Origin of the sequence: Actinoplanes sp. NPDC049118, assembly GCF_040648555.1 — a bacterium.
Lineage (GTDB): Bacteria > Actinomycetota > Actinomycetes > Mycobacteriales > Micromonosporaceae > Actinoplanes.
The window spans coordinates 108849-122125 of sequence record NZ_JBEZDY010000020.1 but is presented as its reverse complement, the minus strand read 5'-3'; the positions used below and the strand labels follow the sequence as shown (position 1 = coordinate 122125).

Below are 13277 nucleotides of genomic sequence, written 5' to 3'. Positions count from 1 at the left end.
GGGCGCGTCCGGTGGACGTAGCGGCCTGCCGGTGGTCACCATCGCAACATGGGTGACTACCGGCAGGCGTACGACCGCAGTCTCCGCGACCCCGAGGGCTTCTGGCGCGACGCCGCCGAGGCGATCGACTGGGACGTCCCGCCCGGGCGCATCCTCGACGACAGCGCCGCCCCGCTGTACCACTGGTTCCCCGGCGCGCGGCTCAACACCTGCCACAACGCGCTCGACCGGCACGTCGCCGCGGGCCGGGGCGACCAGCCGGCGCTGATACACGACAGCCCGGTGACGGGGAGCGTGCGCACCTACACGTACGCCGAGCTGCGCGACCGGGTCGCGCTCTTCGCCGGCGCCCTGCGGCGGCTCGGCGTCGAGCGCGGCGACCGGGTCGTGATCTACATGGCGATGGTCCCCGAGGCCGTCGTCGCGATGCTGGCCTGCGCCCGGCTCGGCGCGGTCCACTCGGTGGTCTTCGGCGGCTTCGGCGCACCGGAGCTGGCGGCGCGCATCGACGACGCCCGACCCCGGGTGATCGTGGCGAGCTCCTGCGGCGTCGAGGCGGCCCGCGTGGTCGGGTACAAGTCGCTGCTCGACCGGGCGATCGACCTCGCGGAGCACAAGCCCCGGCACTGCGTGATCCTCCAGCGCCCGCAGCTGCTGGCCGACCTGGTGCCCGGGCGCGACCTGACCTGGGACGACGCCGTCGACGGCGCCGAGCCCGCCGGGTGCGTGCCGGTCGCGGCGACCGACCCGCTCTACATCCTCTACACCTCCGGCACGACCGGGCGCCCCAAGGGCGTGGTCCGCGACAACGGCGGCCACGCCGTCGCGCTGCGCTGGTCGATGAGCGCGATCTACGCATGCGGCCCGGGCGACGTCTTCTGGGCGGCGTCCGACGTGGGCTGGGTCGTCGGACACTCCTACATCGTGTACGCACCGCTGCTGACCGGTGCGACGACGGTCCTCTACGAGGGCAAGCCGGTCGGCACCCCCGACGCCGGCGCGTTCTGGCGGGTGGCGGCGCAGCACCGGGTCAACGTCATGTTCACGGCGCCGACGGCCATCCGGGCGGTGAAGAAGGAGGACCCCGACGGCGGGCTGATCGGGGGCTACGACCTGTCCGCCCTGCGCCTGCTGTTCCTCGCCGGCGAGCGCCTCGACCCGCAGACGTACGCGTGGGCGGGGGAGCGGCTAGGCGTACCCGTGATCGACAACTGGTGGCAGACCGAGACGGGCTGGCCGATCGCCGCCAGCCCGCGCGGCCTGGAGGCCCTGCCGACCAGGCCCGGCACGCCGTCGGTCCCGGTGCCCGGATACCGGGTGCGGGTGGTGGACCCGGACGGCGCCGAGGTGCCGCCGGGCGAGGACGGCGCGATCGTGATCGGCCTGCCGCTGCCGCCCGGCTGCCTGCCGACCCTGTGGGGCGACGACGAGCGCTACCGGCGCGACTACCTGTCGGCGTTCCCCGGCAACTACCTGACCGGCGACGGCGGCCGCTTCGACGCGGACGGCTACCTGTACGTGATGGGCCGCACCGACGACGTCATCAACGTCGCCGGCCACCGCCTGTCGACGGGCGCGATGGAGGAGGTGCTCGCCGCGCATCCGGCGGTCGCCGAGTGCGCGGTGATCGGCGTCAGCGACCCGCTGAAGGGCCAGGCGCCGCGCGGCTTCGTCGTGCTGAAGGCGGGCGCGGGCGCCGAGCCGGAGCGGCTGGCGGCCGAACTGGTCGCAATGGTCCGCGACCGGATCGGCCCGGTGGCCGCGTTCCGCCGGGTCGACGTCGTGCCGGGGCTGCCGAAGACCCGCTCCGGGAAGATACTGCGCCGCACGATGCGCGGCATCGCCGACGGCACACCGGTGCCGGTGCCCTCGACCATCGAGGATCCCGCGGTCCTGGACGCCCTGCGGCCGATCCTCACCGGCCGGCCGTTGATAGCGTTGGCGCAGGACGATCAACGACCATCGGAGACGCCTGATGCCTCAAGGACCTGATCGGCACCGAGTGGTGGTCGTCGGAGCCGGCTTCGGCGGACTCTTTGCCACGAAGTCCCTGCGCAAGGCCCCGGTGGACGTCACACTGATCAACAGCACGGCGTACCACCTGTTCCAGCCGCTGCTCTACCAGGTGGCGACCGGGATCCTGTCGGAGGGGGAGATCGCCCCGCCGATCCGGGAGATCCTCAGGCGCCAGCAGAACGTGGACGTGAAGCTCGGCACGGTCACCGACATCGACGTCGCGGCGAAGACCCTGGCGGTCGAGGCTCCCGGCATCGACTACACCGTCGGGTACGACACGCTGATCGTCGCCGCGGGCGCGTCGCAGTCCTATTTCGGCAACGACGGCTACGCCGACCACGCACCCGGCATGAAGAGCATCGACGACGCGCTCGAGCTGCGGGCCCGCATCTTCGGCGCGTTCGAGCTGGCGGATCTGCAGGAGGACCCCGCCGACGCCGAGCGGTGGCTGACCTTCGTGGTCGTCGGCGCCGGGCCGACCGGCGTCGAGATGGCCGGCCAGATCGCCGAGCTGGCCCACCGCAACCTGCCGGGGCAGTACCGGCACATCGACCCGCGCCGGGCCCGGATCATCCTGGTCGACGCGCTTCCCGCGGTGCTCAACACCTTCGGCGACCACCTGTCCACCCGCGCCCTGCGCCGGCTGCACCTGCTCGGCGTCGAGGTCGAGCTGGAGACCCGGGTGGTCGGCGTCGACGCGACCGGCATCGAGGTGGAGACCGCGCGGGGACGCCAGCGCATCGAGTCGATGACCAAGATGTGGGCCGCCGGCGTGGCCGCGCCCCCGCTGGCCGCCCGGATCGCCGCGGCGACCGGCGCCGGCACGGACCGGGCGGGCCGGCTCCAGGTGAACCCGGACTGCTCGCTGCCCGGGCACCCCGAGATCTACGCGGTCGGCGACATGATGTCGCTCGACGCGCTGCCCGGCGTCGCGCAGGTGGCGATCCAGAGTGGGCGGCACGTCGCCGACCAGATCAAGCGCCGCCTCGGCGGCCGCGAGACCGGCGCGGCGTTCAGGTACTTCGACAAGGGCAGCATGGCGACGATCTCCCGCTTCTCGGCGGTGGCGAGCGTCGGCCGGGTGCGGGTGTCCGGCTTCCTCGGCTGGCTGATGTGGCTCGCCGTGCACCTGCTGTACCTGGTCGGCTTCAAGAACCGGCTCACGGCGGTGCTGCACTGGGCGGTGAGCTTCCTGGGCCGGGGGCGCTCGGAGCGGGTGTCGACGTTCCAGCAGGCCTTCGCCCGGGCCGCGGTCCGCGAGTACGGCGACCCCTTCGACCGCCGCGGGCCGGACCGGTCCCGGCCCTCCTGATCGCGCCCGGCCGAGTCCGAACGCTCCGCACATCCCGCATCACATTGCGTTGTGGAGCGCAAGCCATGGATACTTGAGCTCCCGCGAAGAGGTGACACACACATGAATGACGATCGGGCCGAGGAGATCGCGACACCGTTCGCCACGACGCTGGCTCGCCTTCGTGAGGCTCAGCACCTGAACAAGAAGGAACTGGCCCGGCTGATCGACTTCGACCCGTCCTATGTGAGCCACATGGAGAACGGGCGCCACCGGCCGACGTACGAGTTCGCGGCGCGCGCCGACGCGGTCCTGCGTGCCGACGGCGAGCTGATCGCCGCCTTCGACGAGTTCTGTGCCTCCTCCAACCGGCACTCCCGGGCGGTACCCGCCGACCGGTACTTCTCGGCCGGCATGTCGCCGGGCCTCGTGGTCCGGTCGGAGCAGGCCCACCTCACCCGCAGCGACGACGGCTTCTACCAGATCACCATCCAGCGGGAGCTCCACAACGGCACCGGGCAGCCGGTGACGAGGTTCCCGGTGCGGATCGAGGTCGACGCCCACCCGACCGACTCGTCGCAGTCCAGGCTCTTCTACCGCAACAACCCGGTCACCCTGGACGAGATCGACTTCCAGGCCACCTTCAACGGCGAGCCGACCACCTGGGACGTACTGCACGACCGCGACGCCTACAAGAAGATCTACATCCGGTTCGAGCCGCACGGGCTCCTCAAGCCCGTCTACCCGGGCGAGTCGGCGATCGTCAACTGCGAGTACCGGGTACCCCTCACGAAGTGGGGAGACTGGTTCGAGCGGGAGGTCCGGTGGCCGACCGAGCGGCTGTCCGTCTCGCTCAACTTCCCGGAGCGGCTGGGCGTCCGGCTGACCGCCCGCGAGGTGACCTGGAGCGGCGACCGTGTCCTTCCCACCGAGATCAAGTCCTGGATCCTGGACGGCGTCAGGTACTACAGCTGGAGCACGGCCAGGCCGGCCCTGACCAACCAGTACCGCTTCGACTGGAAGATCATTTCCCCGCTCTTCGAGCACGCCTCGTCACGAGAGCCGGTAGCAGGCCGACGCTGACCTCGGCGAGGGACCGCACCCGGCGCAGCTCGAACAGCACCCGGCGAGCTGGGTGCCCACCTCAACCCTTCTCCCGGGTGACCGACCGGTACTCGTCCACCGGGATGAGCCGGGTCCCGGGCACCCGCACCTCGTCGAAGAGCGCCTTGTTCAGGTGGTCGATCTCGTGCATGACCGACCGCGCCATGTTCTGGCTGAACTGGGTGATGCGCCGGATGCCGGCGAGGTCCTCGTACTCCACCTCGACGAAGTTCGGCCGGGCCACGATGCCGCGCCAGTCGAACATGCTCAGGCAGCCCTCGTAGTTCTGCGTCTCGTCCGCGACCCGGAGCACCCTCGGGTTGAGCAACTCCACGAACTTGGTGGCGCCGGGCTCGCGCACGATCACGGCCGCACGGTCGATCCCGATCTGCGGCGCCGCGATCCCCGTGATGCCCCGCCCGCGTTGATAGGTGTAGCGCTCGATAGCGCGGTGGATCGCCGCGTAGAGGCTGTCGATCACCCAGCGTGCCGCGTCCGCCTCACCCGGAAGATCGAACTGGGTCGAGGCGCGCAGGCGGCGCTCGGCGAGCATCGCCGGGGTCAGCAACGGCGGCTCCGCCGAGGCCTTGCCGGAGGGGCCGAGTATGGGATCGCCGCGCTGCACGATGCCGACCTCCTGCATCAGCTCGCTGAGGCTCTCGGGCGACTCGGCCGTACGCCGGTCGTTCTTGAAATACCAGTCGAAGCGATATCGGTGGTTGACGCGGGGACTCGAGCCGGTGGAGTTCGTGGACCAGTCGAAGAGGATCCGATCGCCGGCCTCGCGGCGGACGATCGGCGTCGGCAACGGTTGATCGCCGTAGACGGAGATCTCACGCCCACGGCATTCGGGCCGCAGCGACAGCGGGAAATCGAGCTCGACCGACAACACCTCCGTCTTCAGCCGCACATTGCGCTGGAACCACGGGCCCCATTGAAAGTCGGGCATCTGATAGGAGTACTCGATCCAGCGCCGCTCGCCCGAGTAGACCGGGAACTCGGTCGAGAAGTTCTCGCTGATCCGGTTGTGGAACTCGAGCCAGACCTCCAGCGTGGCCGGGTCCTGCTTGAACAGCCGTTCGGCGCGCATCGTCTCGCGCCGGTTGTTCTCGAAAATCGACCACGCCTTCAGATTCACCGACGCCAGGTTCAGCGGATTGTCGAGATGAAAGAGATGACTCCGGATCGGGTCGTACGGGAACCGCTCCACGTGGATACGCATCAGGTACTGGGTCACCGGCTGGGAGGACGCGTTGAGGAGCAGCCGGCGCTGGGTGAGCGTGTAGACCTCGCCGTCAAATCGCAGCGTGGCATGATCCTTCTCCACCACGAGCTCGCCGGCGTCCGGCGACGGTTCCCGCACGAGCTGGGTGCTGCGGTCCATTCCCGACCCCTGCACGATGGGGGTGAGAATGCTGGAGTTGATGACGTAGACGTCCACGGCGGAGTCGCCCCGGCCCACCGACTGGAGCATGCCGACGACGTCACGGGTCCCCGGGCGCCAGGCGGGGCCGCCGCTGAAGCCCGGCCGCGCGCGGAACACGCCCCTCACCTGCTCGTCGACCTGTAGCCGCGCCTTGTCGGTCGACCCCATGACGACCCCGGAGGCGTACCCGTCGTGCGCGCGGTTCGGCGCCGGGCCCATCATCTGGACCTCGACCCGCTCGTGGAACTCGACCAGCCGCAGCGGATCGGCCTCGACATGCTCGGCCAGGTGCAGCAGGGCGACGTCGGTCTGGTCGAACGCGTCCGCGACCGGTAGCCAGTCGGCCAACACCGACCTTCGCTCGGTCTGCTCGTTGGCGGCGCCGATGAACGGGAACCGAAGGTAGACCGAGGCTCCCGAACTGGGCCGATCGAGGGAGCGCAGTTCCCGGCCCAGCGCCGCGTTGACGACATGGGCGCACGTCAGAAGGAGGCGGTCCGCAACGAGGAAGCCCAGTCCGACGCGATCGCCATTCATGTCGAGAACCTGTGCGACCGCGTATTCAGCCCTGGCCAACGCCCCTCCAGACCTCCGCCTCCGCCGGAGGCGACTCTGGACAGTAGCCTAGTCGGAACGGCAGGACCGGCAAGCGAGCCCCGGAGGAGAGACCTTGACGGACGTCGTCCTCAGTATTCCCATCGGCGACGGAAGCGACGATCGGATCAGTGTCGAGGCGACGCTCGACGAACAGGACGAGGGAGTCCAGCTCGCGGCCGCCACCGGGCGCGCCGCGCGACTGACGTACTCGCTGAACTCCGCGCTGCAGCAGGTGATTCCGACACTCGACACAATTCTGAGCCGGGTTCGCGAAAGCCGTCTGTCGCCCGACGAAATCGCCCTCGAGTTCGGACTCAAGATCGGCGGCGAACACGGAATCATCCTCACGAAGGGCACCGCCGAGGCGAATATCAAACTCACCGTCAAATGGCGCTCCGGCCCGGCCACCTTCCCCGACGAGGTCGAGGTGGAAGCCGGCTAGGCGAGTGAACGATATGGTTCGTGGCGTTCACTCACGTGTCGAGGTAGTTGTCCCAGTCGGTACCGCTGCGGTTCCCCGGATCGTGCTCCTGGGGTACGCGTGACTCGATGTCGTCCGCCCACCGGTGTGCCCACCGAATCAGGCCGGCCAGGTCCTCGCGGCTCAGCCCGTAGTCCAGGAAGCGGCGAGTGTCTCGCAGCTCGATCGAGGCGAGGCGGCTCGCCAGGTCGGTGAGGGCCAGCGCCGGCTGGTGAACACGGCCGAGACGTTCCAGGTCACGCAGCGGGTATCCGCCGCGCGTCGCCGCGGCGTGCACGTCGATGAAGTCGCGGTGTGTGGCCCGGTCGTGCAACGCCGCGACCTTCATCCCGACCGCGTCGTCCAGCGCCAGGACGGGCCCGATGTCCATCCGGACCGGCGGGCCGATCGCTTCCTTGAGCAGGTCGACCTCGCACGACTGAGTTCCGGCGGTCACGGTCAGCCGGGCCATCCGCGGGGCGAGGTCGGCGACGGTGACGGTCAGTCCTGCGTCGCGAAATGCGGCCGACAGCCGGTCGACGATCACCGGCTCGGCACGGCCGCCGCGGTTGCGAAGTCGACGTCCTGGGACGGCCGGCTGGTCAGATTGTGCGCGCTGATCGCGTACCCGCCGGCGAGGACGAGGCCCAGATCGTCGCCGGCGTGGAACACGATCTCGGTCAGCGCCCGATGAAAGCCGTCCACCGCGCCGTGGTCACGCCTGCGCGAGCTGGGGCAACCGCTGCTCCCACACGTCGGTCAGCTCCCGGGTGGTAAGCCGTTTGACCTTCTGCCAATCACGGCGCAGCAGTGCCCCGTTGACATAGGCGGCGACGTCGGCGCGCTGCCCACAGCTCATCAGCAGGGTGTAGAGAGTGAGTCGCTCGGCGGGATCGGTGACATCGAAGTCGTCCGGTCCGGACCAGCACAACCGGTTCGGCAGCACCACGACGCCGGCGGTGGGCCCGCACAGCTCGTCCCAGTGGGGGATGCGCTCCGCCGCGGTGCTGAACCGTGAGGGGAGTACCTCGCTGGTCATGGCGACCATCGTAGCCCCGCCGCGGTGCCCGGCCCGAGTCCCGGAGTCCGAGCGGCAGGGCGGCCCCGTACGCCCTGACGTGCGTCATCGTCGACCGCGGTCGCGCAACCGCCCGGGCGCCGCGGCCCGGGTCAGGCGGCCAGGGCGGCGTAGCGGCCGCCGACCGACACCAGGCTGTCGTGGTCGCCGGACTCGAGGATCCGGCCGCGGTCGACGACCACGATCTGGTCGGCGTCGCGGACCGTCGACAGCCGGTGCGCGATCGTCACGGTGGTCCGGCCGCGGGCCAGTTCGTCGAACGCGCGTTGCACGGCCCGTTCGGTCGAGGTGTCGAGCGCGCTGGTCGCCTCGTCCAGGACGAGGATCCGCGGGTCGCGTAGCAGGGTCCGGGCGATGGCGATGCGCTGCTTCTCGCCGCCGGAGAAGCGGTGCCCGCGCGAGCCGACGACGGTGTCGTAGCCGTCCGGCAGGCCCGCGATCAGGTCGTGGACCTGCGCGGCCCGCGCGGCCTGCTCGATCTGCTCGTCGGTCGCGTCCGGCCGGGCGTAGCGCAGGTTCTCCCGCACGGTCGTGTGCAGCAGGTAGGTCTCCTGGCTGACCACGCCGACGATGCCGGCGAGGTCGGCCAGCCGCAGGTCACGGATGTCGATTCCGTCGACGGTGATCCGGCCGGCGTCGGGGTCGTAGAGCCGGGCGATCAGCGCGGCGACGGTGCTCTTGCCGGAGCCGGTCGCGCCGACGAGGGCGAGCGACGTGCCGGCCGGGACGTCGAGGGTGAGGCCGGCGACCGCGGCGGTCGCGCTGCCCGGGTACGCGAACGTGACGTCCTCGAAGCGCAGGTGCCCGCGTACGGGCCGGTCCGGGACCACGGGCTCGGCGGGATCGTCCACCTCGACCGGCAGGTCCAGGTATTCGAAGATGCGCGCGAAGAGGGCGAGCGAACTGGTCAGCGAGACCCCGACGCCCAGCAGCCCCATCAGCGGCCGGAACAGCCCGGCCTGCAGGGCGGTGAACGCGACCAGGGTGCCGATGCTCAGCGTGCCGGCGGTCAGCGGCAGCCCGGCGCTGAGGTAGATGAGCGCCGGAATGGCGGCGAAGACGATGCTCATCGCGGCCATCCGCCAGCGGCCGGCCAGTTCGGAGCGCAGTTCCAGGTCGATGAGCCGGGCGGACGAGGCGGTGAAGCGCTCGACCAGCGCGGGGCCGGTGCCCATGGTCTTGCTCAGCTGCACGCCGCTGATCGACAGGCCCTCCTCGACGGTCACGTTGAGGTCGGCGAGCTCGCGCTGGCGCCGCGCGGTGATCTCCTTGCGCATCCGCGCCACGCGACGGGTCAGGTGGATCGCCGGCGGGAGCACGACCAGCGACACGAGGGAGAGCTGCCAGGACAGGGCGGCCATGGCGACCGCGGTGGCGACCGCGGTGGTGAGGTTCGAGGCGATCGAGGTCGCGGTCGAGGTGACCACCGACTGCATGCCGCCGATGTCGTTGGTGATCCGCGACTGCACCTCGCCGGTCCGGGTCCGGGTGAAGAACGCCACGGACTGGCGGTGCAGGTGGGTGAAGACGTCCGTGCGCAGCCGGTGCATGACCCGCTGGCCGACGGTGGTCGAGATCCAGGTCTGCACGACGCCGAGCGCGGAGGTCACGGCGGCGACGGCGACCATGCCGGCGACCAGGGCGACCAGCAGCCCCAGGTCCTGCCGGGGCAGCGCGCGGTCGATGACCTCGCGGAGCAGGAAGGGCGCGGCCATGGCGATGACGGAGGACGCCACGATGATCGCGGTGACGACGGCGAGCTGGAGTCGGTGTGCGGTGAAGAGCCGGCCGATGCGGCGCAGCGAGACCTCTCTGGCCTGCTTCTTCTCGGCGGCGGTGACGGTGTGGGCGCGGCCTTTCCGGCCGCCTTCCGCGGGTGGCGATTCCAAGAGCGACAACCTTCTTCCGGTACGGGGATTAGCTGAGGTTACCTCAACATGAGGTTACAACCGCAATCGCTGGTACGGTATTCCGGTGGACCGCGCCGCCGCCGACGACAACCTGTCCGAGCTGTTCTGGTCCGTCGCCCGCAACCTGCGGCACCTCAACCGCGAGACCCTCGAGCCGCTGAACGTCTCGCCGTCGCACGGCCGGGCGCTCAACGTCCTGTGGCGCCACGGGCCGATGCGCCCGGGCGCGCTCGCCGAGCACCTGCGGATCGCGGCCCGCTCGGCCACCGAGGTCGTCGACGACCTGCAGGAGCGCGGGCTCGTCGCCCGCGGGCCGGACCCGGCCGACCGGCGCGCCACCCTGGTGACGCTCACCGAGGCGGGCACGGCGACCGGCGCGGCGATCAAGGCGGCCCGGCAGGCCGCGGCGGAGCGCTTCTTCGCCGGCCTCAGCGGGAGCGACCGCGCCGAGCTGGCCCGGATCCTGCGGGAGCTGCGCGACTGATCCCGGCGGCGCCCAGTTGCCTCCGTCACTTTCCTGACCGATCGGACAGGATCTGACCGATCGGTCAGGCATGCTGGAACGCATGCCCCGCAGGAGTACCCGTGACGAGATCCTCGCCGTCGCCGCCGCGCAGTTCGCCCACGTCGGTTTCAAGGGCACCTCGTTGCAGGAGATCGCAGCCGAGGTCGGCTGCTCCAAGGCGACGCTGCTCTACCACTTCGCCGGCAAGGACGCGATCCTCGCCGCCCTGATCGCCCCGGCCGCGCAAGAGCTCGCCGCCCTCGACGAACGGCTCTCCGCCCTCGACGGACCCGCCGTCCAGGTGGCCGCGATCGAGGGCTTCGTGGACCTGGTGCTGCGGTACCGCCAGGAGGCGGCCCTCATCTACGGCGACGCGGCGCGGTTCCTGCAGGAGCCCGCGTTCGCCTTCCTCCGCCCGCACATCGACAACCTGTGCGCCGCGCTCGCCGGCCGGTCCCTCGAACCGGTCGACTGCCTCGCCGCGGAGGTGCTGCTCGGCGGCATCGCCGGCGTCGTCATCGACAAGGCCGGGGAGGACATGCGCGAAGCGCTCGTCGCCGTGGCCAAACGTGCCCTGATCACCCCTCACGACAAGGACTGAGATGGCAACCCTGCTGTACCGACTCGGCCGGGCCTCGTTCCGGCGACGCAAACTCGTGGTAGTCCTCTGGCTCGTGCTGCTGGCCGCGCTCGGCGGCGCGGCGCTGGCGTTCAAGGGCCCGACCGCGAGCAACTTCACCATGCCGGGTACCGAGTCGCAGCGCGCGATCGACGCCCTGCAGCGGGAGTTCCCCGAGGCCAGCGGCGCCACCGGCACCATCGTCGTCGCCGCGCCGCAGGGCGCGACGCTCACCGATCCGAAGCTCATGCCGGCGGTGCAGGGCCTGGTCAAGGAGGCCTCGCAGCTGCCGGGCGCGATCGGCGCGGTCGACCCGTACGCGGTCAAGGCCCTCTCGCGGGACGGCCGCCACGCCCTGGTCCAGGTGCAGTTCGCCGGGCGGGTCGACGCCATCACCAAGGAGCAGCGCGCCGCGTACGAGGCGAGCGGCGCCGCCGCCGAGGCGGCCGGCCTGCGGGTCGAGCACGGCGGCGAGGTGATGAACTCCGAGCCCGAGGTCGGCGGCACCGAGGGCATCGGCGTCCTCATCGCCCTGGTCGTCCTGGTCGTCACGTTCGGCTCGCTGGTGGCCGCGGGGATGACCATGCTCAACGCGCTGATCGGCGTCGGCGCGGGCATGGCCGGCCTCTTCGCGCTGAGCGGCGTCGTCGACCTCACCAGCACCGCTCCCGTGCTGGCGCTGATGCTCGGCCTCGCGGTCGGCATCGACTACTCGCTGTTCATCACGTCGCGGCACCGGCAGAACCTGGTCGACGGTCTGGCGAGCGAGGAGGCGGTCGCCCGCGCGGTCGGCACGGCCGGCTCCGCGGTCGTCTTCGCCGGCGTCACCGTCGTCATCGCCCTCGCCGGGCTCGCCGTCGTCGGCATCCCGTTCCTGACCGTCATGGGCCTGGCCGCGGCCGGCACCGTCGCGGTCGCGGTGCTGGTCGCCATCACGCTGCTGCCCGCGCTGCTCGGCTTCGCCGGCGAGCGGGTGCTGCCGCGCCGGCTGCGGTCGGGCCGGGGCGGCCCGGCCTCGAACACCGCCAAGGAGGCCTTCGGCTTCCGCTGGGCGCGGATCGTGACCCGGCTGCGCGTGCCGGTGATCCTGGTCGGGGTCCTGGGCCTCGGCGCCCTGGCCGTGCCGGCCATGGACATGCGGGTCGCGCTGCCCGACGCGACCGCGGCGCCCGCCGGTACGGCGGCCCGCGACGCCGCCGACCTGATCACCGCGGGCTTCGGCCCGGGCTTCAACGGCCGCCTCGCGCTGGTCGTCTCGAGCGACTCCCCGGAGCGGACGGCCGCCGCCGTCCAGCAGGTCAACCAGGTGCTGCAGGGCACGCCGGACCTGCTCGCGGTCACCCCGCCGAACCTCAGCGGCGACAAGCTCACGGCCCTGCTGGCGGTCATTCCGACGACCGGCCCGCTCGATGCCGCCACCGAGGACCTGGTGCACGAGGTGCGCGACCGGGTCGCCGGGGTGAGCGGCGCGGACGTGGCCCTGACCGGGCAGACCGCCGTCGGCATCGACGTGTCGGAGAAGCTGTCCGACGCGATGCCGGTCTACCTGCTGCTGGTGGTCGGGCTGTCGGTGCTGCTGCTGATGCTGGTGTTCCGCTCGGTGCTGGTGCCGCTCAAGGCCGCGCTCGGCTTCCTGCTGACCGTCGGCGCGACCTTCGGGGTCACGGTGCTGGTGTTCCAGGAGGGGCACCTGAGCGACCTGGTCGGCCTGGACACCCCGGGCCCGCTGATCAGCTTCCTGCCGATCCTGCTGATCGGCATCCTGTTCGGCCTCGCGATGGACTACGAGGTGTTCCTGGTTTCGCGGATGCGCGAGGACTACGTGCACGGCGCCGACGCGCAGGCGGCCACGATCAGCGGCATGGGACACGGCGCCCGGGTGGTCACCGCCGCCGCGCTGATCATGACCTCGGTCTTCGCCGGCTTCGTGCTGCTCGACGACCCGGTGATCAAGTCGATGGGCTTCGCGCTCGCGATCGGTGTCGCGATCGACGCGTTCGTCGTCCGGATGACCATCGTGCCGGCGGTCATCTCACTGCTCGGACGCGCGGCCTGGTGGCTGCCGCGCTGGCTGGACCGGGGTCTGCCGAACGTCGACATCGAGGGGGAGCGGCTCCGCGATCACCTCACTGAGCAGCCCGAACGGGAACCTGTGACCGTCTGAACCAACCGTGGAACCACCCGAGCCGGGGCGTGCGATAGCACGCCCCGGCTCTTCATTGCCGGATTGTTACCGGAACGGTGATCTAGAAAACTTGCGAATCATCTTCC

The 13277-nt window shown here is 71.0% G+C and carries 12 protein-coding genes; 7 read left to right on the top strand and 5 right to left on the bottom strand.

The features are described 5' to 3' along the window. Window positions 1–48: 48 nt before the first annotated feature. From AB0B58_RS28955 to AB0B58_RS28945, 3 genes are all read left to right on the top strand, one after another. Window positions 49–1992: a propionyl-CoA synthetase gene (locus AB0B58_RS28955; protein WP_360229920.1), complete on the top strand. Its 1944-nt coding sequence runs from the start codon at window positions 49–51 to the stop codon at window positions 1990–1992. Between the two features lie 10 nt (window positions 1993–2002). After that, window positions 2003–3328 (top strand): NAD(P)/FAD-dependent oxidoreductase, encoded by a 1326-nt coding sequence (locus AB0B58_RS28950; RefSeq protein ID WP_360229918.1) that lies wholly within the window; start codon window positions 2003–2005, stop codon window positions 3326–3328. A 102-nt stretch (window positions 3329–3430) separates the two neighbouring features. After that, window positions 3431–4390 (top strand): helix-turn-helix transcriptional regulator, encoded by a 960-nt coding sequence (locus tag AB0B58_RS28945; protein ID WP_360229916.1) that lies wholly within the window; start codon window positions 3431–3433, stop codon window positions 4388–4390. A gap of 61 nt (window positions 4391–4451) precedes the next feature. Here the strand turns inward: AB0B58_RS28945 and AB0B58_RS28940 are convergent, their stop codons facing one another. Continuing rightward, window positions 4452–6374 carry a peptide deformylase gene (locus tag AB0B58_RS28940; protein WP_360229914.1) on the bottom strand — a complete coding sequence of 641 codons (1923 nt, stop codon included), beginning with the start codon at window positions 6372–6374 and terminating at the stop codon, window positions 4452–4454. Between the two features lie 133 nt (window positions 6375–6507). On the opposite strand from AB0B58_RS28940, the gene AB0B58_RS28935 reads away from it, so the two are divergent. Continuing rightward, window positions 6508–6876: a CU044_2847 family protein gene (locus tag AB0B58_RS28935; protein WP_360229912.1), complete on the top strand. Its 369-nt coding sequence runs from the start codon at window positions 6508–6510 to the stop codon at window positions 6874–6876. A gap of 31 nt (window positions 6877–6907) precedes the next feature. Here AB0B58_RS28935 and AB0B58_RS28930 read toward each other — a convergent pair whose 3' ends face one another. The 4 genes from AB0B58_RS28930 to AB0B58_RS28915 form a co-directional block, all read right to left on the bottom strand. Further along, window positions 6908–7441 (bottom strand): nucleotidyl transferase AbiEii/AbiGii toxin family protein, encoded by a 534-nt coding sequence (locus tag AB0B58_RS28930; protein ID WP_360229909.1) that lies wholly within the window; start codon window positions 7439–7441, stop codon window positions 6908–6910. After that, the gene (locus AB0B58_RS28925; RefSeq protein WP_360229907.1) at window positions 7438–7599 is read right to left on the bottom strand and encodes a nucleotidyl transferase AbiEii/AbiGii toxin family protein; all 162 of its coding nucleotides are present in this window, start codon (window positions 7597–7599) and stop codon (window positions 7438–7440) included. Before AB0B58_RS28925 ends, AB0B58_RS28930 begins: the two co-directional genes overlap by 4 nt. A 10-nt stretch (window positions 7600–7609) precedes the next feature. Continuing rightward, window positions 7610–7933 carry a hypothetical protein gene (locus tag AB0B58_RS28920; RefSeq protein ID WP_360229905.1) on the bottom strand — a complete coding sequence of 108 codons (324 nt, stop codon included), beginning with the start codon at window positions 7931–7933 and terminating at the stop codon, window positions 7610–7612. A gap of 131 nt (window positions 7934–8064) precedes the next feature. Continuing rightward, entirely contained in the window at window positions 8065–9861 is a 1797-nt protein-coding gene (locus AB0B58_RS28915; RefSeq protein WP_360229903.1) for an ABC transporter ATP-binding protein, read from the bottom strand. An 85-nt stretch (window positions 9862–9946) separates the two neighbouring features. Here AB0B58_RS28915 and AB0B58_RS28910 point away from each other — a divergent pair, with 85 nt between their 5' ends. The 3 genes from AB0B58_RS28910 to AB0B58_RS28900 all read left to right on the top strand — a co-directional run bounded on the left by AB0B58_RS28910 (window position 9947) and on the right by AB0B58_RS28900 (window position 13170). Beyond that, on the top strand, window positions 9947–10366 hold the full coding sequence (locus AB0B58_RS28910; RefSeq protein ID WP_360229901.1) for a MarR family transcriptional regulator: 420 nt from the start codon (window positions 9947–9949) through the stop codon (window positions 10364–10366). Window positions 10367–10448: 82 nt separating this feature from the next. After that, complete coding sequence (locus AB0B58_RS28905; RefSeq protein ID WP_360229899.1) at window positions 10449–10988, top strand: helix-turn-helix domain-containing protein; 540 nt, start codon at window positions 10449–10451, stop codon at window positions 10986–10988. A gap of 1 nt (window position 10989) precedes the next feature. Further along, window positions 10990–13170, top strand: coding sequence for an MMPL family transporter (locus AB0B58_RS28900; RefSeq protein ID WP_360229897.1), 2181 nt, complete (start codon window positions 10990–10992; stop codon window positions 13168–13170). Window positions 13171–13277: the final 107 nt, after the last annotated feature.